Source organism: Chelatococcus reniformis (assembly GCF_014640075.1).
Taxonomy (GTDB): Bacteria; Pseudomonadota; Alphaproteobacteria; order Rhizobiales; family Beijerinckiaceae; genus Camelimonas; species Camelimonas reniformis.
Map to the genome: position 1 here is coordinate 182,917 of NZ_BMGG01000010.1, position 21,086 is coordinate 204,002.

Annotated in this window: 16 protein-coding genes and 1 pseudogene; 4 read left to right on the forward strand and 13 right to left on the reverse strand. The window is 68.8% G+C overall.

Going from position 1 to position 21,086, the window contains the following annotated elements; genetic code table 11:
• Positions 1-9: 9 nt before the first annotated feature.
• On the forward strand, positions 10-1,218 hold the full coding sequence (locus IEW34_RS25435; protein WP_188612037.1) for an ABC transporter substrate-binding protein: 1,209 nt from the start codon (positions 10-12) through the stop codon (positions 1,216-1,218).
• Positions 1,219-1,560: 342 nt separating this feature from the next.
• Here IEW34_RS25435 and IEW34_RS25440 read toward each other — a convergent pair whose 3' ends face one another.
• Complete coding sequence (locus IEW34_RS25440; RefSeq protein ID WP_188612038.1) at positions 1,561-2,742, reverse strand: acyl-CoA dehydrogenase family protein; 1,182 nt, start codon at positions 2,740-2,742, stop codon at positions 1,561-1,563.
• A 274-nt stretch (positions 2,743-3,016) separates the two neighbouring features.
• Between IEW34_RS25440 and IEW34_RS25445 the strand changes: the two genes are divergently transcribed.
• Complete coding sequence (locus IEW34_RS25445) at positions 3,017-4,363, forward strand: NAD(P)/FAD-dependent oxidoreductase (RefSeq protein ID WP_188612039.1); 1,347 nt, start codon at positions 3,017-3,019, stop codon at positions 4,361-4,363.
• Here IEW34_RS25445 and IEW34_RS25450 read toward each other — a convergent pair.
• From IEW34_RS25450 to IEW34_RS25495, 12 genes and pseudogenes are all read right to left on the reverse strand, one after another.
• Complete coding sequence (locus IEW34_RS25450; protein ID WP_188612040.1) at positions 4,320-4,697, reverse strand: YciI family protein; 378 nt, start codon at positions 4,695-4,697, stop codon at positions 4,320-4,322. The two genes, IEW34_RS25445 and IEW34_RS25450, sit on opposite strands and share 44 nt — an antisense overlap.
• 10 nt (positions 4,698-4,707) lie before the next feature.
• The gene (locus tag IEW34_RS25455; protein ID WP_188612041.1) at positions 4,708-5,856 is read right to left on the reverse strand and encodes an alpha-hydroxy acid oxidase; all 1,149 of its coding nucleotides are present in this window, start codon (positions 5,854-5,856) and stop codon (positions 4,708-4,710) included.
• A 7-nt stretch (positions 5,857-5,863) separates the two neighbouring features.
• On the reverse strand, positions 5,864-7,261 hold the full coding sequence (locus IEW34_RS25460) for an FAD-binding oxidoreductase (protein ID WP_188612042.1): 1,398 nt from the start codon (positions 7,259-7,261) through the stop codon (positions 5,864-5,866).
• Positions 7,258-8,121, reverse strand: a complete 864-nt coding sequence (locus IEW34_RS30370) for an ABC transporter ATP-binding protein (RefSeq protein WP_210324583.1) — start codon at positions 8,119-8,121, stop codon at positions 7,258-7,260. Before IEW34_RS30370 ends, IEW34_RS25460 begins: the two co-directional genes overlap by 4 nt.
• Positions 8,118-9,890: a branched-chain amino acid ABC transporter ATP-binding protein/permease gene (locus IEW34_RS25465; RefSeq protein ID WP_210324584.1), complete on the reverse strand. Its 1,773-nt coding sequence runs from the start codon at positions 9,888-9,890 to the stop codon at positions 8,118-8,120. Before IEW34_RS25465 ends, IEW34_RS30370 begins: the two co-directional genes overlap by 4 nt.
• Complete coding sequence (locus IEW34_RS25470; RefSeq protein WP_188612043.1) at positions 9,887-10,927, reverse strand: branched-chain amino acid ABC transporter permease; 1,041 nt, start codon at positions 10,925-10,927, stop codon at positions 9,887-9,889. The genes IEW34_RS25465 and IEW34_RS25470 overlap by 4 nt, the downstream gene beginning before the upstream one ends.
• A gap of 64 nt (positions 10,928-10,991) precedes the next feature.
• Entirely contained in the window at positions 10,992-12,134 is a 1,143-nt protein-coding gene (locus tag IEW34_RS25475) for an ABC transporter substrate-binding protein (RefSeq protein WP_244642208.1), read from the reverse strand.
• Between the two features lie 310 nt (positions 12,135-12,444).
• Entirely contained in the window at positions 12,445-12,768 is a 324-nt protein-coding gene (locus tag IEW34_RS25480; protein ID WP_188612044.1) for a 2Fe-2S iron-sulfur cluster-binding protein, read from the reverse strand.
• 188 nt (positions 12,769-12,956) lie between these two features.
• Positions 12,957-16,388, reverse strand: a complete 3,432-nt coding sequence (locus IEW34_RS25485; protein ID WP_188612045.1) for an indolepyruvate ferredoxin oxidoreductase family protein — start codon at positions 16,386-16,388, stop codon at positions 12,957-12,959.
• 315 nt (positions 16,389-16,703) lie between these two features.
• Positions 16,704-17,153: a TetR-type transcription factor C-terminal domain-containing protein gene (locus IEW34_RS25490; protein ID WP_244642209.1), complete on the reverse strand. Its 450-nt coding sequence runs from the start codon at positions 17,151-17,153 to the stop codon at positions 16,704-16,706.
• 12 nt (positions 17,154-17,165) lie between these two features.
• Positions 17,166-17,300: pseudogene (locus IEW34_RS31160) on the reverse strand (helix-turn-helix domain-containing protein); the annotation flags it as partial.
• Between the two features lie 293 nt (positions 17,301-17,593).
• Positions 17,594-18,982: a phenylacetate--CoA ligase family protein gene (locus tag IEW34_RS25495; RefSeq protein ID WP_210324585.1), complete on the reverse strand. Its 1,389-nt coding sequence runs from the start codon at positions 18,980-18,982 to the stop codon at positions 17,594-17,596.
• Between the two features lie 248 nt (positions 18,983-19,230).
• On the opposite strand from IEW34_RS25495, the gene IEW34_RS25500 reads away from it, so the two are divergent.
• Together IEW34_RS25500 and IEW34_RS25505 are read left to right on the forward strand one after the other, a co-directional pair.
• Positions 19,231-20,487, forward strand: a complete 1,257-nt coding sequence (locus tag IEW34_RS25500; protein ID WP_188612048.1) for an aromatic ring-hydroxylating oxygenase subunit alpha — start codon at positions 19,231-19,233, stop codon at positions 20,485-20,487.
• A gap of 10 nt (positions 20,488-20,497) precedes the next feature.
• Positions 20,498-21,007: an aromatic-ring-hydroxylating dioxygenase subunit beta gene (locus IEW34_RS25505; RefSeq protein ID WP_188612049.1), complete on the forward strand. Its 510-nt coding sequence runs from the start codon at positions 20,498-20,500 to the stop codon at positions 21,005-21,007.
• Positions 21,008-21,086 lie beyond the last annotated feature (79 nt).

Below are 21,086 nucleotides of genomic sequence, written 5' to 3' on the forward strand. Positions count from 1 at the left end.
GAGGAAGAGATGAAGACGTTCGGCAGGGCCGGATGGGCGCTTGCGCTCGTGCTGGCGACGGCCACCCAGGCCCAGGCGCAGAAGGCCTACGGGCCCGGCGTGACGGACAGCGAGGTCAAGATCGGGCAGACCATGCCCTATAGCGGCCCGGCCTCGAGCTTTTCCGCGATCGGCAAGGCGATGAGCGCCTACTTCGCCAAGATCAACGCCGAAGGGGGCGTCAATGGTCGCAAGATCAACCTGATCTCGCTGGATGACGGCTACAGCCCGCCGCGGGCGGTGGAGCAGACGCGGCGGCTGGTCGAGAGCGACGAGGTCTTCGCCATCGTCGGCACCTTCGGCACGCCGACTAACTTCGCCATCCAGAAGTACCTGAACGCCAAGAAGGTGCCGTCCCTGTTCCTCGGTACCGGCGCGGACCGGATCTCGGAGCCGCAGACCTATCCGTGGTCCATGGGTTGGCAGCCCAACAACCACGCCAAGGGCGTCATCTATGCCAAGTATATCCTGAAGGAGCGGCCCCAGGCCCGGATCGCGGTTCTCTACCAGAACGACGACTTCGGCCGCGACTATGCCAAGGGCTTCCGCGACGGCCTTGGCGACAAGGCGTCGATGATCGTCAAGGAGCTGAGTTACGAGCTGACCGAGCCCACGGTCGATTCCCAGCTCCAGATCCTGCGCGCCACCGGCGCCGACGTGTTCCTGGACCTGTCGACCCCGAAATTCTCGGCTCAGGCGATCCGGCGCGTCGCCGAGACGAAGTGGACGGCCCTGCACCTGCTGAGCGACGCCTCGGGATCGATCGCCAGCGTGCTCGAGCCCGCGGGCCTCGACAATTCCAAGGGCGTGATCTCGGTCGCTTTCCGCAAGGATCCCAACGACCCGGCTTGGGAGAATGATGCGGGCATGAAGGAGTACCTGGCATTCATGAGGACATACATGCCGGATGCCAATGTCCACGAAAGCTACAACGTATTCGGCTACGCGACGGCGCAGACCTTCGTGCACGTGCTCGAGCAGTGCGGCGACAACCTGACCCGCGAGAACCTCATGGCGCAGGCGCGCAGCATCCGGGGGCTGGCGCTGCCGATGCTGCTGCCCGGCATCGTCATCCACACCAGCGCCACCCAGCCGACGCCGATCAACCAGGAGCAGATCGTGCAGTTCGACGGCAAGCGCTGGGTGCCGGTCGGCGAGGTGATCAGCGCCGACAAGTAGAGCTGCCCGCGAAGCTGCTTCGACTGTCGCGCTTGGCGGTCGACGACGATGGAATACAAGTCGTCTTAGTTAGATGGATGGCCGGGTCAAGCCCGGCCATGACGATGTGCAGGCGCAAAGCAGTATTCTCGACGGCATGGCCGACCATGTCGTGGAAAGTGATGGCTTGTCCGTCCCCGCCGCGTCATGGCCGGGTTTGACCCGGCCATCCATCCACTTAGGGACACGACGCGTTGCGATGAGCCATCGTCAAACAAAGACCGGGAGCCAGATGAGGTTTCAAGGAACTCTCATCTGGCTCTCATACTGCAAACCTAAAATTTGGCGCCCTTCGGCGCGATCCTACCGATACGCCTTCAGGACTTCGCGCGCGACCGTGAGCTTCATCATCTCGGTCGTGCCCTCGGCCACCTGCGCGATGCGGCTCTGGAAGTAGAGCTGGCCGAAGCGGCTGTCGCGGAGGACGCCCAGGCCGCCGTGCACCTGGATCGCCCGGTCGATGACCCGGCAGGCCGCCAGCGGGGCGAAGCACTTGACCATCGCCGCCTCCTTGCGGGCATCGAGCCCCTGGTCCAGCATCCAGGCGGTCTTGTAGACCATGAGGTGGGCCTGCTCGAGGTCCATCTCCGATTCCGCCAGCATCCACTGGATCGCCTGCCGGTCGGCGAGCGGCGCGCCGAAGGTCTCGCGCTCGCGCGCCCGCGCCACGGCCTGGGCCTGGGCCCACCGGGCCGTGCCGGTCAGCCGGGCGCCGATCACGGTGCGATTACGGTTGAGCTGGTCCATCATGTAGCGAAAGCCCATGCCCTCCTCGCCGAGGAGGTTGCGGGCCGGCACCACACAATTCTTGTATTCATAGTCGCAACTGCGGCCGAGATAGGTGCCTGGCGCCATCGTCTCGTATTCGCGGATCACCGAGACGCCTGGATTGGGATAGTCCACCAGAAACAGGCTGATGCCCTCGTAGCCCTTGCCCGGATCGGTCACGGCGTAGCAGAGCAGATACTTGGGCGTGATGCCGGGGTGGTTCGGCGGCGGCGCCCAGCGCTTGATGCCGTTAATGACGTAGGTGTCGCCGTCGCGCACCGCCGTCGTGCGGATGCCGGCCGCATCCGAGCCGGCGCCGGGCTCGGAGATGTTGATGTGGTAGAACTTGTCCTCCTTGAGGATGGGATAGAGATAGGCCTCGCGCTGCCACTCCGGGGCGGTGTGCAGGGCCGGGTGGGGGTCGAGGAAGCCCGACCACGTGGCGAGCAGCCCGTGCATCACCGGCGACTTCACGATCTCCTCGTAGACCAGGCATTTGGCGATGGTGCCGAGCCCCTGGCCGCCGGCCTCCTTCGGCACCGCGAGACCGCGGAAGCCGTATTCGCGGAACTTGGCGACGACGCCCATGAAGACGTCGGTCGGCACCTGGTAGTCGTCGACGCCCCAGCTGTCCTCCAGCGGCCGGCAGACCTCGTCGACGAAGAGGGCGGCGCGGTCCTTGATCTCCTGCTGCGCGCGCGACAATGCGAAGTCCATGCGTAGGGTCTCCCAATCTGATCAAATGATCCCTACGGCGTACGCCCGGCCGCATACGGCCGTTATGGCCGGGACGCCCAATGTGGTTGACCGTTCCGGCGGGGCGGCGCGTCCGTGGCCGCAGGTCGTGCGGGTTCGATCGCCGCGCGAGACGGGTGCAGGGGGCGGTTTTGAGATACAGTTGGGGGGACGCGAGCCCTTTCGGGATCGGCGTCACCGCGAGGGTGTCGGGATCGCGGCAGAGCGCGCACATCGCGCGTGTGAGGACGGCGGCATGTCGACGACTCCAACGGTGTGGCGCAGTCACTCGGGCGCGGCGGCGGGCCGCGTGCCGCTGCCGGCAGCCACCGGCCTGCACCGGGTCGTCATTGTCGGCGGCGGCTTCGGCGGCCTGGAGGCGGCTCGCGGCCTTTCCGGCGCACCCGTCTCCATCTGCCTCGTCGATCAGCGCAACCACCACATCTTCCAGCCGCTGCTCTACCAGGTGGCGACCGCGTCGCTGGCCACCTCGGAGATCGCCTGGCCGATCCGGGCCATCCTGCGCAACCGCCCGGAGATCACCACCCTGCTGGCGACCGTCGTCGGCATCGACGCCGAGGCCCACGAGGTGAAGCTCGACGGCGGCCAGACGGTGCCCTACGACACCCTGGTCCTGGCCACCGGCGCCCGCCATGCCTATTTCGGCCACGACGACTGGGAGCCAGTGGCCCCCGGCCTCAAGACCATCGAGGACGCCACGACCGTCCGGCGGCGCATCCTCCTCGCCTTCGAGCGCGCCGAGCGCGAGGCCGATCCCGCGCGGCGGAGGGCGCTCCTGACCTTCGTCGTGGTCGGCGCCGGCCCGACGGGAGTGGAGCTGGCCGGCACGATCGCCGAGCTGGCGAGGGACACGCTGCCGCGGGACTTCCGCAACATCGACACCCAGGAGGCGCGCGTCCTCCTCATCGAGGCGGGCCCGCGCGTCCTTGCCGGCTACCCGGACGACCTTTCCGACTACGCCCGGCGCTCGCTCGAGGCGCTGGGCGTCGAGGTTGAGCTCGGGCGGGCCGTGTCGGCCTGCTCGGACGAAGGGGTCGTTTACGGCGAGCGGACGCTGCCGGCCAAGACCATCATCTGGGCCGCCGGCGTGATGGCCTCGCCCGCCGCCGAGTGGCTTGGGGCGCCGGCGGATCGCGCCGGCCGGCTGCTGGTCGAGCCGGACCTGACGGTGCCGGGCCATCCCGACATCTTCGCCGTCGGCGACACCGCCATGGTCGCCGGTCCGGACGGCAAGCCCGTGCCTGGCATCGCGCCGGCCGCCAAGCAGGGTGGCCGCTATGTCGCCGCCGTGATCAAGGCGCGGCTCGGCGGCGCGAAGGCGCCGCCGCCGTTTCGCTACAGGCACCAGGGCAGCCTGGCGCAGATCGGCAAGCACCGCGCCGTCATCGACTTCGGTTGGATCAAGCTGCGCGGCGCCCTCGCCTGGTGGATCTGGGGCATCGCCCACATCTATTTCCTGATCAGTGTGCGCACGCGCCTTGCGGTGGCCATCAGCTGGCTATGGATCCACGCGCGCAACCAGCGCGCCGCCCGCCTCATCACTCAGGGTGGCGACGAGGATCGCGACCAGGCGCGCCGCTAAGCGCCTTGAGGCGGCGCGCATCGAGCAGCATCGTCTCCAGGAACAGCGGGTCGTCATGCGGCACGAAGCGATCGAGGGCCTCGATGGTGGTCGTCTCGAACAGGCCGGCGCGCGCATAGGGCTCGGCGGCGAGGAACGCCTCGGCGTCGACGTGATCGCAGCCCTTCAACGTCACGAACATGCCGATTACCGTGGCCCCGTCGCGCGCCAGGAGCGCGCCGCCCTGCTCCAGCCGGTCGCGCTGCCCGATCATGTACTCCAGGTGGACGTCGCGGATGGCGAGCCGCGCCTCGGCGCCTCCGGGACGGTAAAGGCAGCGGATGATCAGCGACATGCCACATCCCTCATGGCGCGCGGCGCACACGGTCGCGGCCGATGGCATAGGGCTGCGCCGCCCCGAGCAGCGCCATCGCGGTATCGAGCTCGGCGCGCAGGATTGCTAGCGCCTGTGCGACGCCGGCCTCGCCGCCGGCCGCCGCCGCATAGAGCGTGCTGCGGCCGAGCTGGACGGCCTGGGCGCCCAGCGCCATTGCCTTGGCCACGTCGGTGCCGCTGCGGAAGCCACTGTCGACGAGCACCGTCAGATTGCCGCCGACGGCATCCGATATCTCCGGCAGCAGGTCGATGGCGGCCGCGGCGCCGTCGAGCTGCCGGCCACCGTGGTTGGAGACGACGATGCCGTCGAAGCCACGCCGCGCCGCTTCGCGCGCATCGGCCGGATCGATCAGGCCCTTGACCACCAGCTTGCCGCGCCAGTGGTCGCGCAGCCAGGCGATGTCGTCCCAGGTGACCGCTGCATTCAGCAGGGTGCCCATGGTCTCGGCGATGGTCGCGGTGCGCGCGTGCCCGGCCAGCAGAGAGGCGACGATGGCGAGCTGCGGCATGCCGTGGCGGGCCATGGCGAACGCCCAGCGTGGATGCGCGGCCACCGAGGCGAGCTTGCGCGGCGTCCAGGTGAACGGTAGCGAAAAGCCGTTCTTGTTGTCGCGCAGCCGTGTCCCGGGCACGGCGCAATCGACGGTGACCTCGACCAGCTCGAAGCCGAGGTCGGCGACCTGGTCGAGGAGCTGGCGCGTGAGCGCCCGGTCGCGCAGCAAATAGAGCTGGAACCAGCGGCGGCCGGCACTAGCACGAGCCACGTCCTTGAGGGGGACGGCGGCGGCGGTGCTCATCACGAAGGGCACCCCGAAGGCGGCGGCGGCGCGCGCCAGGTCGATCTCGGCGCCCGGGCGCGCGACGCCGGCGAGGCCGGTGGGGCCGATGACGAACGGCGCGGCGCTGGGGGCGCCGAACAGCTGGACCCCAGTACCGCGTACGGCGACGTCGACCGGAGCTCGGGCCAGCAGGTGCCAGGCATCCAGAGCGGCGCGGTTGTGGCGGAGGGTGGCTTCCGAACCCGAACCGCCGTCGATGAAATCGAACACCATGCGCGGCAGGGCGCGTCGGGCGCTCTCGCGGAAGTCGGGGATCGAGGCATGGTCGGCGATGCGCATCGGCAGCTCAGTCGTAGGGCCGATAGGCGTCAACGCGCAGCACCTTGCCGGGGTTCATGATGCCGCGCGGATCGAGCGCGCGCTTGAGCGCGGCGAGCGTCGCCATGGCCGGGCCGCGCTCGGCCACAAGGTCCTTCATCTTGCCGGTGCCGATGCCGTGCTCGCCGGTGCAGGTGCCACCCACCGCATGGGCACGCGCCACCATGCGCCGGCCGAGTTCGGCAATGCGGCCACGCTCATCGTCGTCAGCCGGATCGGCCAGGACGCACAGGTGGAAGTTGCCGTCGCCCACATGGCCGCAGAGCGGCGCGATCAGCCCCAGCTCGGTCACATCTCGTCCGGTCTCGGCGATGACGCGCGGCAGCTCGGAGATGGGGACGCAGATGTCGGTGGGCAGGCCCTTCGCGCCCGGGCGCAGGGCCAGCGCCGCCCACCAGACATCGTGGCGCGCCTGCCAGAGGCGGCTGCGCTCCTCCGCCGCCGTCGCCCATTGGAAGGCGCCGCCGCCGTGCTCCGCGGCAATGGTCCCCATGCGGCTTACCTGCTCGTCGACACCGGCCGGCGTGCCGTGGAACTCCAGGAACAGGGTCGGCCGCTCGGCGAGTTGGAGCTTGGAGTAGCGGTTGCAGGCGCTGATCTGCAAGGCATCGAGCAACTCGGCGCGAGCTACGGGGATGGCGCTCTGGATGGCGGCGACCACCGCCGAGACGGCGGCGTCGACGCTCGGGAAGGTGCAGACGGCGGCACCGATGTGCTCGGGGATCGGCGCCAGCCGCAATGTCACCTCGGTGATGACGCCGAGGGTGCCCTCGGCGCCGACGAACAGCCGGGTCAGATCGTACCCCGCCGCCGATTTGCGAGCGCGGCTGCCGGTCTCGATGACGTCGCCGTTGGCCAGCACGACGGTGAGCGACATCACCACGTCGCGCATGGTGCCGTAGCGGACGGCATTGGTGCCGGAGGCGCGGGTGGACGCCATGCCGCCGAGCGAGGCATCGGCGCCGGGATCGATGGGGAAGAACAGGCCGGTGTCGCGCAGGGCTGCATTCAAGGCCTTGCGGGTGATACCGGCCTCGACCGTGCAATCGAGATCATCGGGCGAGATGCGCAGCACCTGCGTCATGCGCGAGAGATCAATGGTGAGGCCGCCGCGCTCGGCACTGATCTGGCCTTCCGTCGACGTGCCCGTGCCGAACGGAATGACCGGGCAACGGTGGGTGTGGCAGATCGTCAGCGCGTCGGAAACGTCGCGCGTCGAGGTGGCGAACAGCACGGCGTCGGGCGGCCGGGTGGCGTGCCAGGTGACACCCTCGGCGTGGTGCCGGCGCACGGCCATGGCCGTCGACAGGGTGTCTCCGAAACGCTCGGCCAGCTGGGCCAGCGCGGCAGGAGCAGCACCGTTCATGACGCGGCTCCGATCGCGGGCCGCGTCCGGGCATGGTGCACGCCGGCATCCCGGGCCGGACGGGACGCCTCGCTGCCCGAGGCAAGACCTCCTTCGATCCGCTCGGGCGGCTCCGCGACCGGGCCTTGCGCACCCCCCGTGCGTCCCATGCCGAGATAGGCGCCGACGACGCGCGCGTCCGCCATGACGGTGGCCGCGGAACCCTGCAATTGCACCTCGCCACCCTCCAGCACATAGGCGTGGTCGGCGACCCGAAGAGCGGCACGGGCGTTCTGCTCGATGAGCAGGATCGCCACGCCGTCGCGCTTGAGCTGCTCGATGACGCGGAAGATCTCAGCGACGACGAGGGGCGCGAGCCCGAGGCTCGGCTCGTCGAGCATGAGGAAGCGCGGGCGCAGCATCAGCGCCCGGCCCAGCGCCAGCATCTGCCGCTCGCCGCCGCTCAGCGTCTGGGCCTGTTGATGGCGGCGCTCATCGAGCCGCGGAAACAGGCGGGCCACCTCCGCCAGGCGCGCCTCCATGTCGAAGCCCCGCTCGGAGCGGGCGACAAAGGCCCCGAGCCTGAGATTGTCCAGCACCGTCATGGGCCCGAAGAGGTCGCGGGTCTCCGGCACCAGGCAGATGCGGGCGCGCACCCGCGCTCCGGTCGACAGCGCGGCCTTGGGCCAAAGGGGAAAGGTGACGCGCCCGCGCGACGGGATGAGGCCCATCACGGCGTTGACCAGCGAGGTCTTGCCGGCGCCGTTGGGGCCGATCACCGTGGTAACCTCGCCCGCCCGCGCCTCGAGGCTGACGTCGCTGAGCGCAGTGAGGCGATTATAGCGGACCGACAGCCGCTCGAGATCGAGGAGAATGCTCACGCCGCCACTCCGAGATAGGCTTCCTGCACCTCCACGTTGGCGCGCACCTCGCCCGGCTGCCCGCAAGCGATGAGGCGGCCGAAATTCATCACCATCAGCCGGTCGGCGAGCTCGGAGACGAACTCCATGTCGTGCTCGACGAGCAGGATGGCGAGGCCGTCGGCGCGGAGCTCGAGCAACAGGCGGGCGAGGTCGGTCTTCTCGTTGGCGCGCAGGCCGGCGGCCGGCTCGTCGAGCAGCAGCAGCACCGGGTCGGCGGCGAGGGCGCGGGCGATCTCCACCAGTCGCTGGTGGCCGAGCGGCAGCGAGCCGGCCGCCTCCCAGGCCTTGTCGGCCAGGCCGACGCGCGCCAGGAGATGCTGCGACCAGCCGAGCAACCGCCGCTCCTCGGCGCGGTCGAGGCCGAGGGAGGCGGCGGCGAGGCCGCAATGTCCGCGTTGCGTCGCGCCCATGGCGACATTCTCCAGGGCGCTCATGTCCGGCACCAGCTTCACGTGCTGGAAGGTGCGTGCGAGGCCCCGCCGGCACATGTCGCGGGCGCCCACGCTCGCCAGGGGCTGGCCGAGGAAGCTGAGTTCGCCGCTGCTGCGCGGCAGGGTGCCGCTGATCAGGTTGAAGAGCGTGCTCTTGCCGGCGCCGTTGGGGCCGAGCACGCCGAGGATCTCGCCGGCGCGCACGTCGAAGCTCACGTCGTCCACCGCCACCAGGCCGCCGAAGCTGCGCCGCATGTGGCTGGCGGCGAGGACCGGCAGCCCGGGCGTCGGCCTCGCCCGGCCGCTCGGCAGGTCGATCCCCGCGACTATGGGCGGGGCTGGCAGGTGGAGGCTGATCAGACCCTGCAGCAGCGGCCAGAGCCCCCGCCGCGCCCGGTGCAGCATGACGATCATCAGCGCGGCGAAGACCAGCATGTCGAGCCGCGTGGTGGCGCCGAAGACCGGCTGCAGCAACCCTTGAAGCTCCTGCTTGGCCGTTGTCACCAGGGCGGCGCCGAGCAGCGCGCCCCACACCTGGCCGCTGCCGCCGATAACGGTCATGAACAGATAGTCGATGCTCGCCGGCACCCCGAACGGCGTCGGATTGACGAAGCGCTGCACGTGCGCATAGAGCCAGCCGGACAGCGCCGCGGTGACGGCGGCGGCCACGAAGGCGATGAGCCGGTGGCGCTGTCCGTCGACGCCGAAGCTCTCGGCGATGACGGTGCCGGTGCGTAGGGAGCGCAGCACGCGGCCGGTGCGGGAGGCAAGGAGCCGTCGCGTCCACCAGATGACCAGGGCAAGGGCGCCGAGCACCAGCGCAAAGCCCGCCGCCTCGCTGCGCAGGGCGATGGCGCCGACGGTGACCGGCGGGATGCCGGTGATACCGTTGAAGCGGCCGAGCAACTCCGCGTTGCCGACGAGGAAATAGAAACTGATGCAGAAGCAGAGCGTGGCGAGCGCCAGATAGTGACCGCTCATGCGCACGGTGATCAGCCCGATGAGCGCGGCGAGAACAGCGGCGCTCGCGATCGCCGCGACGAGGCCGATCCAGGGTGACAGGGCGAACGTGGTGGAGAGCGCGGCGGTCACGTAGGCGCCGACGCCGACGAAGGCCGCCTGCCCGAAGGAGACCATCCCGGCGACGCCGGTCATGAGCACGAGGCCGGTGCAGACGATGGCCGCCAGCATGATGTAAGTCGCGACGGTCAGCTGATAGGGCGTGAGAAGCAGCGGCGCCATGGCGGCGACGGCGAGCGCGCCCAGGGGCGCCCAGGCGAGGATCCGGCGCATCATTCCGCCTCCTCTTCCACATGCGGGCTGGCGAGGGAGCGCCAGAACAAGACCGGGGTGATCAGGGTGAAGACGATGACGTCCCGGTAAGCGCTGGCCCAGAAGGAGGCGAACGCCTCGACGAGGCCGACGAGCAGCGCGCCGAGGGCGGCGAGCGGATAGATCGCCAGCGCGCCGACGATGGCCCCGACGAAGCCCTTCAGGCCGAGAATGAAGCCCGAGTCGTAGTAGAGCGTCGTCATCGGGCCGATGAGGATGCCCGAGATCGCGCCGATCAGGCCGGCGACGATGAAGGCAGTGCGGCCGGCGGCCGTGGCGCTGACGCCGATCAGCTCGGCGCCGCGCCGGTTGTGGGCGGCGGCGAGCAGCGCCTTGCCGCTGAGCGAGCGGCGGAAGAACAGGCTGAGCAAGCCGACGAGCACGAGGCTGCTCGCGATCACCCCCACCGTCTGGCGGGTGACCACGAGATCGCCGACAACGAGGGGCGGACCGGCAAATCCAGGCGTGCGGACACCTTCGGCGCCGAAGACGTGCAGGCCGATGCTGCTGAGGCCGAAATGGGCGGCGACTGCCGCGATCAGCAGCACCAGCGGCGAGGCCGCGGCGATCGGCTCGAAGACGAGACGATAGAGAATGGGCCCCAGGCAGGTGATCAGGGCGCAGGTGACCGCCATCTTCCACAACAACGGCGCCTCCTTCGGCACCAGGAACAGCGCCGTCAGCACGATGGCGGCGGGGACGGCGCCGAACCACAGCGCGGCGGAGGCGAGGCCCGCCAGGTTGCGCTCGCCCGCCGCCTTGCCGCCGGCAAGGATCAGTGCCAGGGCCGCGCCCAAGGCGAGGATCCAGACCGTGCCCGGGGTGTGCCCGGCCTCGAAGGCCGCGAGCGTCAGCGCGCTGAACGCGATGAGGTCGCCCTGCGGCACGAAGACGATGCGGGTGACGGTGAAGACGAGCACCAGGACGGTCGCCAGCAGGACGTAGACCGCGCCATTGGCGACGCCGTCTTGAAAAAGGACGGCGGCAATATCGAAGGTCATTCGGCGTCCCCATGCCAAGAGATATGACGGGAGGCGAGCAGAGACGAGCGATCCATCGCCGTCTCTACTTGACGAGCTTCCAGCCGCCGTCGACGATCTGCGTCATCACGGCGGAGCGCTCGTCGAGGCCGAGGTGGTCGGTCGGCGACAACGTGTAGACGCCGTTCGGTCCGGCGACGTCCCTGGTGCTTTCGATGGCGTCGCGTAGTGCGGCACGGAAGGCCGGCGTCCCTGGCGTGGCCTTGGCGCTCGCGGCGGCGATGGCCTTGTCGAGGATGAGCTGCGCGTCCCACAGATAGGCGGCGAAGGTGGAGCGGGCACCGGCGCCGGGCAACGCCTCGTAGCGGCGGATGAAGTCGAGCGCAGGCGCCTTGGCCGCGTGGCTGTCGGGCAGTTGCTCGGCGACCAGGACGGGTCCGGCCGGCACGAAGGTGCCCGCCAGGGCCGCACCGCCGACCCGCAGGAAGTCGTTGTTGGCGACCCCGTGCGTTTGGTAGACGACGCCCTTGTAGCCCCGCTCCGCCAGCGTGGTTTGCGGCAGCGCGGCGGGTGTGCCCGAGGCGGCGATGAACACCGCCTGTGGTTGCTTCGACATGATCTTGAGGATGGGTCCGATGACGCTGGTGTCGGTGCGCTGATAGCGCTCGGAGGCGACCACCTCGATGCCGGCCGCCTGGGCGAGCTTGGTCATCTCCTTGATCCAGCCTTCGCCGTAGGCGTCGCTGAAGCCGATGAAGGCGACGCTCTTGAGGCCCTGACGCTGCATATGATCGATGACGATGCGCGCCATCTGGGCGTCGCTCTGCGGCGTCTTGAAGGTCCAGTGGCGCTTGGCGTCGACGGGACTGACGATGAGTGCCGAGCCGGCCAGGCTGATCATCGGCGTGCCGGTGTCGGTGACCAGATCGAGCAAAGCGAGCGAATTGGGCGTGAGGCTCGGGCCGATGATGACATCCACCTTGTCGTCGGTGATGAGCTTCTGGGCGTGCTTGACGGCGGTCGACGTGTCCGAGGCATCGTCGAGCAGAACATAGTCCGCCTTCAGGCCGCCTAGCGTGCTGGGAAGTATGCCCGCCGTCCTTTGCTGCGTGATGCCGACGGACGCGGCGGGGCCGGTGGCCGAGACGATGATGCCGACCTTGACTTGCGCCCACGCCGGCATGACGACGACGGTCGCAGCGGCGAGCCCGAAGATAAGCCTTCTCAAGAAAGTAAGCCTTTTCACTGTGTCCTCCCTCTGTGCTGTCCTTTGGACATGACCTTATGTTTGCTGAGTCTTGCGCCGGGCAGTGGCAGCATTCGCGTTCGACGCGGGAATTCGACGTGATACGGCCCCAGATCTGCTGCCGGCCCGAGTGATGAAACGGCGCGGTCGATCCTTCGGGCGCCCACCGGGGTTGGGCGATGCGGCCTCAGCTCGTAATTAATAGACCAATCGTTCGGTCTAGTAAATGGTCAATCGGCCATGGGCGGGCCGCGAACGGCACGGCAATGCCGTTGCCGTGGAATCGATCGCATCAAACCTGCCGCTCGGGTACATCGACCAAAAGTCCGTCTAATTCGGAGGTAACCTCGATCCGGCAAGACAGTCGTGAGCGGCGTTCGTCCACGTCCAAGGCAAATTCGAGCATGCTCGCCTCGAGCTCGCCCTTCGGCGGCAGGTGGCCGATCCACGCCTCGTCCACGTACACATGGCAGGTGGAACACGCGCAGGCGCCGCCGCAATCGGCCAGAATGCCGGCCACGCCGTTGTTGCGGCCGCCTTCCATCAGCGTCAGACCCGGCGCGACGTCGACGACGATCGCCTCGCCGAAGCTGGAGCGGTAGGTAATCCTGGCCATGCTTGGTCCGTTACGTTGCTGCGCCCAAGTCAAGGGCGTCATAGCCGGGCTTGAGCCGGCCATTCATCGAATAAAAGGGTGAGGCTCTCAGAATTGCACTTCTTGTCTTGTTCAAAGTGGATGGATGGGCCGGGTCAGGCCCGGCCATGGCGTGGAGATGGGCTTCGATGGCGGGCGTCGCTAGCGATTTACTCGGCGGCAACGGCCGGCGTTGCACGCTCATCCTTGATGCGTGCCAGCAGATCGAGCCGCTTCGCCGCGGCTGCGTCGATGCTGCGCTTCTTCACGTGACCATAGCCGCGGATCGTCTCCGGCAGCCGGGCCAGGACGACGGCGGCGGCGTGGTTCTCCGCGGTCAGCGCACCGGCCGCCGCCGCCATGTCCGTCTCGTATTGCGCGATCAGCGCCCGCTCCTCGCGGCGGTCGGGGTGATAGCCGAAAACGTCCAGAGGCGTGCCGCGCAGCGGCCGCAGGCGTGCCAGGAGGCGAAGGACAGGCAGGATCCACGGACCAATGCGCCGCTTGAGCGGCAGCCCCGTGACGGGGTCGCGGCGGGCGAGGATGGGCGATGCGAGGTGGAAGGCGAGCTTGGTCCCGGGCCCGAACTGCTCGTCCACCTGCGTCCGGAAGACACCGTCGGTGTAGAGCCGGGCCACCTCGTACTCGTCCTTGTAGGCCATCAGCTTCGCCAGGTTAAGGGCGACCGCGTGCGCCAGATCTCCCGCCGCGCCGATCGCCATCCTTTCGGCTACGGCCACGGCCTCGACCTGGCGCCGATAGCGCGCCGCATAGGCGTCGTCCTGGTAGGCGGCGAGGAGGGCGGTGCGGCGGTTCATCACCTCGTCCCATCGTGGCGCCCCGGCTGCCTCCGGCTCGGCGACGGCGGTGGGCCAGGCGGCGTAGTGGCGACCGAGGGCGAAGGCGCGCCGATTGAGCCCGACGGCCGCGCCGTTCAGCTCGATCGCCTTCAGGATGGCGGCCTCGGAGAGGGGCAGGAGGCCCTTTTGCCAGGCGTAGCCGACCATGAGCAGGCCGGCCCCGATCTCGTCGCCGAGCTGCGCGCGGGCGATGGCCCGGGCGGCCAGCAGGTCGGCGCGCTCGTCCAGCACATCGGCGACAGCCGCCTTGAGCCGGGGGGTGGCGAAGTCGAGGTCGGGATCGCGCGTGAAGCGGCCGTCGACGGCCTGTTCGGTGCAGATGACGGCGCGCGCCGACTCGCGGTCCAGGAGGCCGAGCAGCGTGGGATCGGCGCAGACGCCGAGATCCCCGCCGATCATCAGCCGGGCCTGGCGTTCGGCGATGCGGACGCTGCCGAGCGCCTCGGGGCTCCCGGCGATGCGCACGTGGCTGTTCACGGCGCCGTATTTCTGCGCCATGCCGAGCTTGTCATGGATGGTGAAGGGCTTGCCCTCCAGATGTGCCGCCATGCCGAGGATGGCGCCCACCGTGACGATGCCGGTGCCGCCGACGCCCGCGATGACGATGTCGTAGGTCGCGCCGGGGCGGATCGCCAGGGGCGGCGGCTCTGGCAGATCGCCGCTCGGCAGCGGCGCCGGCTCGCGCTTGCGCAGGCCGCCTTCGACGGTGACGAAGCTCGGGCAGAAGCCCTCGACGCACGACAGGTCCTGGTTGCAGCTGGTCTGGTCAATGGCGCGCTTGCGGCCGAACTCCGTCTCGACGGGCACCACCGACAGGCAGTTGGACTTGGCCGAGCAATCGCCGCAGCCTTCGCAGACCCGCTCGTTGATGACGACGCGCCGGGGTGCCTCGGCCATCGTGCCGCGCTTGCGCCGCCGCCGCTTCTCGGTGGCGCAGACCTGGTCGTAAATCAGCACGCTGACGCCGGGCGCCTCGCGCAGCTCCCGCTGCACCTGGTCGAGCTCCTCGCGCGGCCTCACGGCAAGCGCCGAGGGCAGGACGACGCCGGCGTAGCGCGCGGGGTCGTCAGCGACCAAGGCGATGCGCCGGACCCCTTCCGCCTGGAGCTGGCGCACCAGCACGGGGACGGAGAACTCGCCCTCGACCGGCTGGCCGCCGGTCATGGCGATCGCGTCGTTGAACAGGATCTTGTAGGTGACGTTGACCCCGGCGGCGAGGGCAGCGCGGATGGCCAGGCTGCCCGAGTGGAAATAGGTGCCTTCGCCCAGGTTGACGAAGACGTGGCCCGTCCGGGTGAACGGGGCGGTGCCGATCCAGGGCACGCCTTCGCCGCCCATCTGCGTGAAGGTCTCCGTATGGCGCTCCATGCCGGTCGCCATGAAGTGGCAGCCGACGCCGGCCAGCGCGCGGCTGCCGTCCGGCACCTTGGTCGACGTGCTGTGCGGGCAGCCGGAGCAGAAGTAGGGCGTCCGCGCCATGATCGCGGCCGGGCGCGGCTCGGCTGCTCGCAGCAGCAGCGTGTTGAGCAGGCGCCGGCGATCCGGATCGAGGTGGGCCGACAGTTCAGGCGCCAGTGCGCGCAGGATCGGCAGCGGGCCGAGCTCGCCCACCATGGGAAACTGCCGCTCACCGCGGCGATTTGCGCGGCCGAGCACGACGGGGGCGGCGCCTTCGTCCTGTCCGTAGAGGGCAGTCCGCACCTGGGCCTCGAGCAGATCCCGCTTCTCCTCGATGACGAGCACCGTGGCATGGCCGCGGCAGAAGGCGCGCAGCGCCGCTTCGTCGACGGGCCAGGGCATGCCGATCTTGTAGATGGAGATCCCGAGGGATGCCGCCGCGGCGAGGTCGAGGTGGAGCAGCCCCAGCGCCTGCACGAGGTCCAGATACGACTTGCCGGCCGTGACGATCGCCAGGCGGGGGGATGCGGCGCGGGCAACGGTGCGGTTGAGGCCGTTCGCCCGGGCGTAGGCGAGGGCGGCCGGCAGCTTGACCTCCAGCAGCCGCAGCTCGACGTCGGGCCAGGGGTCCGGCCAGCGGATCCAGCGGTCGTTGACCGGGCCCAGGGGCTCGGGCTCCGCGGCCGTCAGCCGGTGGAGGCCCACATCGACGACAGCGGTGGAGTTCACGTGCTCGGCCAAGACCTTGAGCCCGACGTAGCAGCCGGAATAGCGCGACATCTCCCAGCCGTGGCCGGCGTAGTCGAGCATCTCCTGAATGTCTGCCGGGTAGAGCACCGGCATCTGCATGTCGATGAAGGTAGGCTCGGAGTGATAGGCTTGGCTCGACGACTTCAGGGCATGGTCGTCGCCGCTCACCACCAGCACGCCGCCGCGCCGCGAGGCGCCGGCACCGTGCGCATGGCGCAGGGCGTCGCCGCAGCGGTCGAGGCCGGCGCCTTTGCCGTACCACAGGCCGAACACGCCTTCGACCGTTGCGTTGGGGTCCAGGGCCACCTGCTGGCTGCCCCAGACGGCGGTGAGCGCCAGATCCTCGTTGATGCCGGGCACGAAGCGGATGTCCTCGCGGGCGAGATGCCCGGCCGCTTGCCACGCCTCGCTGTCGAGGCTGGCGAGCGGCGAGCCGCGGTAGCCGCTGAGAAAGCCGGCGGTGCGGTAGCCGCGGCGGCGATCGAGGCGCCGCTGGCGCAGCATGGCGACGAGCAAGGCCTGCGTGCCGTTGAGGACCACGGCCCCGTCCTGCGCCGTGTATCGGTCGTCGAGCGCGACGGATCTGAGCTGCATGCGGCGCCGCTTTCTTGCCCGGAAACTGCTGTTGCTGCAGATTGAGCATAGTCCGAACGATCGGTCAATGATTTGATTGGCTGCCGCGTATCCGAGAGGGTCCAGCCGGCGTGCGGGCGGAGCTTCGGCGTTCAGACCGAGGCATGTCCCGGCCTGCGCCGGTCATCCATCATCTTGAATTAAAACGGACAATGATCCAGGCGCCGACCCGATGCGGCGGCAGAGCCGCGATGGCGATCTGTCCAGTCAGGTTGAATGGCCGGGACGGTGATGACGCCGGGGCGCAGGCGCTCTGCAACGAAACCGGTGGCCCGCTCAGGCCTTGACGGCGACGCGCGGCGGCGCGGAAAGGGCGCCGTCGAAGTGGCTGTAGCCTTGCAGGAAGATGTCGACGCTACGGTCGGCGATCTCCTTGGGCGAGATCGCGCCGTTGGCCACGAACCAGGTGTAGGTCCAGTTGATCATGCCGAAGAAGAGCATGGTGTCGACCTGGGTCAGGCCCGGTTCGCGCGCAAGGTCCGGCCGGATGCGGGCGAGCTCGTCGTGCACGTAGGCGACGAGCTTGCGCTCCTTGTCGAGCACGGTATCGCGGGCCTCGGGCGGCAGGAACTCCATGCAGGTCAGCAGCACGACGTGCTTGTCGCGCGAGACCGCGTAGATCTCGAGGAAGTGGCGGATCAGCTCGCGGAAGCGCACCTCGGGCTCCTTCTTGCGGCGGACGATCTGCTTGCACTCGACGAGCAGCTTGTCCACGTGCGTGGTCATCATCTGCTCAAGAATTGATTCTTTAGAATCGAAATAATGATAAAGGCGGGACTTGGAGCATTCGCACGCCTCGGCGATGTCGCCGATGGAAGTCGCCGCATAGCCGCGAGTCGCAAATAGAGCTGCGGTCCGTTCGATGATGAACATTTGGATCGTGTCGTAGTCCGGCGACCGCGTCCTTGCCACTATCCGAATCCCGCGAAAAAATGTTTGACCGATCGGATTATATGTGGCCGGGGAACACAAGGCAATTTGCCTTTCGGCCGCGGGGGCAGCGGCGGGCGCTTCGCGCAGGGAGGTGTGAGCGTTTCCGCCGCGTCATGGGCCCGACCCGGCCCTCCATCCGCCTTGAAGCGCCAGCCGATACCCAGCCTTGACGCCATTTGACCGTTCGATGGATGGCCGGGGCAGCCCGGCCATGACGAGGCGCGTGGTGCCGTCTACCCCGCCTCGGCCCGGTGCAGGACACGGGTGGCCTTGGCTTCGTAGCGCGGCAGGGTGCCTTCGGTGGCGCATTCGACCTCGGCGCTGATGCCGAGCCGGGCGCGGATCTCGCGGCGCACGTCGGCGGCGATGGCGTCGGCGGGCCGGCCGGACTGCCCCTCGGCCTCGACGGCGACGCGCATGGTGCCGATGGTGCTCCGCTCCTTGTCGACATAGATCTGCCAGGCCTCCTTCACCGTGCCCGCCGTCTTGGCGACGATGTCCTCAATCTGAGAGGGGAACACGATGACGCCCTTCACTTTGATCATGTCGTCGGTGCGGCCGATGATGCGGCTGATCTTGCGCATGCCCCGGCGGCCGGACGGGCAGTCGAACGGCGAGGCGGAGAGCCGCACGAGGTCGCGTGTCCGCCAGCGCACCACCGGCGAGGCCTCGCGGCCGAGCGTCGTGACGACGATCTCCCCGACCTCGCCCGGCCCTACCGGTGCCAGCGTCTTGGGGTCGAGGATCTCGGTGATCACGGTGTCCTCGTTGACCAGCTGGAGCTCGTCGTCGGCGTGGGTGTGGGGCGTCGAGATGGCCAGGATCGGGCCGCCGGCCTCGGTGGTGCCGTAGATGTTGTGGCTGACGAAGCCGTCCGGCATCGCGGCCTCGAGCTGGGTGCGGAACTCGGTCGATACCGACTGGCCGCCCAGGATGCCGAGCTTCAGCCCCCACTCGCGCTTGGGATCGATGCCGAGCTCGCGGGCCGTGCTGACCAAGGTCATCAGCCACAGCGGCGACATCGATGCGACCTCGTAGCGGTGGTCGCGCATCCACTTGACCACCAGTTCGCCGCGGCCCGGCCCGATGGGCACGGTGGCGCAGCCGAGCGCGGCGAAGCCGGCATCGAGCGCCGGGCCGCCGATCCACAGGCCGTAGCCGTAGCCCTGATAGGCGCGCTGGCCGCGCTGCACGCCGGCCGCCGTGAGGACGCGGGCCATCTGGTAGGGCAGCAGCCGGCGGAAGTCGTTTCCCGTCATGCCGAACATTACCGGCAGCCCGGTGGTCCCCGACGTCGCCATGAAGCGCTCGATCGCCTCCATGGGTGCGGTGAGAAAGGGGAACGGATAGCGGGCGTGCAGGCTCGACTTGTCGAGGAAAGGGGCGTGGGCGAGGCCATCCGCCGCCGCCAGATCGCGCGGGTTCATGCCGGCCGATCGGAAGTGGGCGATCCACTCGTCGCTTTGGGCGAGCCGCTGACTCAAGGCGGCGAGTCGCTCGCGCTGCAGGGCGAGCAGCGCGTCGTGATCGAGCGTTTCGATCTCGGGGTGCATCATCGGCTCAGGCCTTCCTCCCGGCGCGGTGCGCTCGGCGATGTCTTGGTTGTGGTTAAGGTAAAACATAGACCGATCGTTCGGGCTATGCAATCGGATTCACGCTGCGGAGCCGCGCGGGCCGCGCGAGCCGCCGATGCCCGCTGAGGCCTTGCTGAGCATGGGTCCCCGCGTTTGGGTGTCGATGCTGTGCCGCTTGTCTCACGGATCCTGCGGCGTCGCATGCGGCTTGACAGGCGTAACATTGGGCGGCAATTAATAGCCCGAATGGTCGATCGTGCAATTGCGAGGCGAGGCGGCCGGGATGGGGAGGCCCCATGAACGACATGTCACCGGTGCGCGACTATCGCCGCCTCATCGAGCCGACGCGCGTGCACAGCGCGCTCTACTACGATCCGCAAGTCTTCCAGGAGGAGCTGAGCCGGATCTGGTACCGCGGCTGGGTCTATGTGGGACATGTGAGCGAGGTGCCCAATCGCAACGACTATGTCACCAAGTCGATCGGGCCGACGCCGGTGCTGATGGTGCACGACCGCCGCGGCGACATCAGCCTGCTCCTCAACAAATGCCCGCACCGGGGCAACCAGCTCTGTGCCTACAGTCAGGGCAATCGCACCAGCTTCACCTGCCCCTATCACTCCTGGACCTTCGCCAATTCGGGCGAGCTCATCGGCTATGCCTACGCCGACGGCTACCAGGGTGCCGACAAATCTCAATTCGCCCTGGGCCGGGTGCCCCGCATCGGCATCTACCGCGGCTTCGTCTTCGGCTCGTTCGCCGAGGACGGCCCCTCGCTCGACGATTACCTGGGTGGGGCCAAGGCCTCGATTGATCAACTGCTCGACAACTCGCCGGAGGGCGAACTCGAGCTCACCGCCGGCTTCCTCCAGCACCGCACCAAGGCCAATTGGAAGTTCATGCTGGAGAACGAGACCGACGGCTACCACCCGGCCTTCGTGCACGGTTCGATCTTCCAGGTGGCGGAGAGCGGCATCGGCAACCTCTACAGCCCGGCCTCCACGGCGCTGACCCGTGACTTCGGCAACGGCCACACCGAGTTCGACCTCAGGCCCGAGTGGCGCCGGTCGGCCAAGCCGCTTCAATGGTTCGGCACCGATGCCGAGCGCCTGCCCGGCTACGCGGCGGCGATGACCGCGGCCTACGGGGCAGAACGTGCGCGGCAGATCATGATCGACGGCTCGCCGCACACCATGATCTTCCCCAACCTGTTCATCGCCGAGATCCAGCTCTTCGTGCTGCAGCCGGTCGCCGTCGACGAGACCATCCAGCACGTCACGGCGTTGCAATTCAAGGGCGCGCCGGAGCTGAACCGTCGGCTGCGCCAGCAGACCATGGGCTCGGTCGGCCCCGCGGGATTCCTGCTGGCCGACGACACCGAGATGTACGAGCGCAATCACCGCGGCGCCCTCATCCGCGATCCGGAGTGGGTGACGCTGATCCGCGGGTTGCATCGGGAGGGCCGCGATGCCGATGGTTTCCGCATCGGCCACGCCACCGACGAGGTGCCGCAGCGCGGCATTTGGCGCCACTACCTAGATCTGATGACGTCGTAGGGTGACGAGGATGAACGCGCAGATCGACGCCGCTGCGGTGGCGGCCCGAGAGGGGCTGCACCGGCTGGTCGAGCAGTTCCTGTTCAAGGAGGCCCGCCTCCAGGACACCCACGCCTACGACGAGTGGGAGGCCCTGTGGACGGACGATGGCATCTACTGGGTGCCGGCGAACGGCCACGACACCGATCCGGAGCGGACGATGTCGTTCATCTACGACAACCGCTCGCGTATCGGCATCCGCATCGACCAGCTCAAGACCGGCCGCCGCCACACCCAGACGCCGCGCTCGGAGCTGGCGCGGGTGCTGTCCAACATCGAGATCGTGTCGCAGTCCGGTGACGAGATCGAGGTGCGCGCCAACGCCGTCGTGTTCGAGGACAATCTACGCGGCGAGACCGTCTGGGCCACGCGCAATGAATATCGGCTGCGGCTGGTGGACGGCGCGCTCAAGATGGCGCGCAAGAAGGTGGGCCTCGTGAACAACCACAAACCGATCTTCACGCTGTCGTTCCTCGTCTGAGTAGATGGATGGCCGGGTCAAGCCCGGCCGTGACGTTCCAGGTCGAGCCACGCCAGTCCAAAGTCGTCATGGCCGGGCT

What these genes read in the sequence shown, in the direction of transcription:
- IEW34_RS25435 (WP_188612037.1), top strand. Translation starts at nt 10, where the DNA reads ATGAAGACGTTCGGCAGGGCCGGATGGGCGCTTGCGCTCGTGCTGGCG.
- IEW34_RS25440 (WP_188612038.1), bottom strand. Translation starts at nt 2,742, where the DNA reads ATGGACTTCGCATTGTCGCGCGCGCAGCAGGAGATCAAGGACCGCGCC.
- IEW34_RS25445 (WP_188612039.1), top strand. Translation starts at nt 3,017, where the DNA reads ATGTCGACGACTCCAACGGTGTGGCGCAGTCACTCGGGCGCGGCGGCG.
- IEW34_RS25450 (WP_188612040.1), bottom strand. Translation starts at nt 4,697, where the DNA reads ATGTCGCTGATCATCCGCTGCCTTTACCGTCCCGGAGGCGCCGAGGCG.
- IEW34_RS25455 (WP_188612041.1), bottom strand. Translation starts at nt 5,856, where the DNA reads ATGCGCATCGCCGACCATGCCTCGATCCCCGACTTCCGCGAGAGCGCC.
- IEW34_RS25460 (WP_188612042.1), bottom strand. Translation starts at nt 7,261, where the DNA reads ATGAACGGTGCTGCTCCTGCCGCGCTGGCCCAGCTGGCCGAGCGTTTC.
- IEW34_RS25465 (WP_210324584.1), bottom strand. Translation starts at nt 9,890, where the DNA reads ATGATGCGCCGGATCCTCGCCTGGGCGCCCCTGGGCGCGCTCGCCGTC.
- IEW34_RS25470 (WP_188612043.1), bottom strand. Translation starts at nt 10,927, where the DNA reads ATGACCTTCGATATTGCCGCCGTCCTTTTTCAAGACGGCGTCGCCAAT.
- IEW34_RS25480 (WP_188612044.1), bottom strand. Translation starts at nt 12,768, where the DNA reads ATGGCCAGGATTACCTACCGCTCCAGCTTCGGCGAGGCGATCGTCGTC.
- IEW34_RS25485 (WP_188612045.1), bottom strand. Translation starts at nt 16,388, where the DNA reads ATGCAGCTCAGATCCGTCGCGCTCGACGACCGATACACGGCGCAGGAC.
- IEW34_RS25490 (WP_244642209.1), bottom strand. Translation starts at nt 17,153, where the DNA reads ATGACCACGCACGTGGACAAGCTGCTCGTCGAGTGCAAGCAGATCGTC.
- IEW34_RS25495 (WP_210324585.1), bottom strand. Translation starts at nt 18,982, where the DNA reads ATGTTTTACCTTAACCACAACCAAGACATCGCCGAGCGCACCGCGCCG.
- IEW34_RS25500 (WP_188612048.1), top strand. Translation starts at nt 19,231, where the DNA reads ATGAACGACATGTCACCGGTGCGCGACTATCGCCGCCTCATCGAGCCG.
- IEW34_RS25505 (WP_188612049.1), top strand. Translation starts at nt 20,498, where the DNA reads ATGAACGCGCAGATCGACGCCGCTGCGGTGGCGGCCCGAGAGGGGCTG.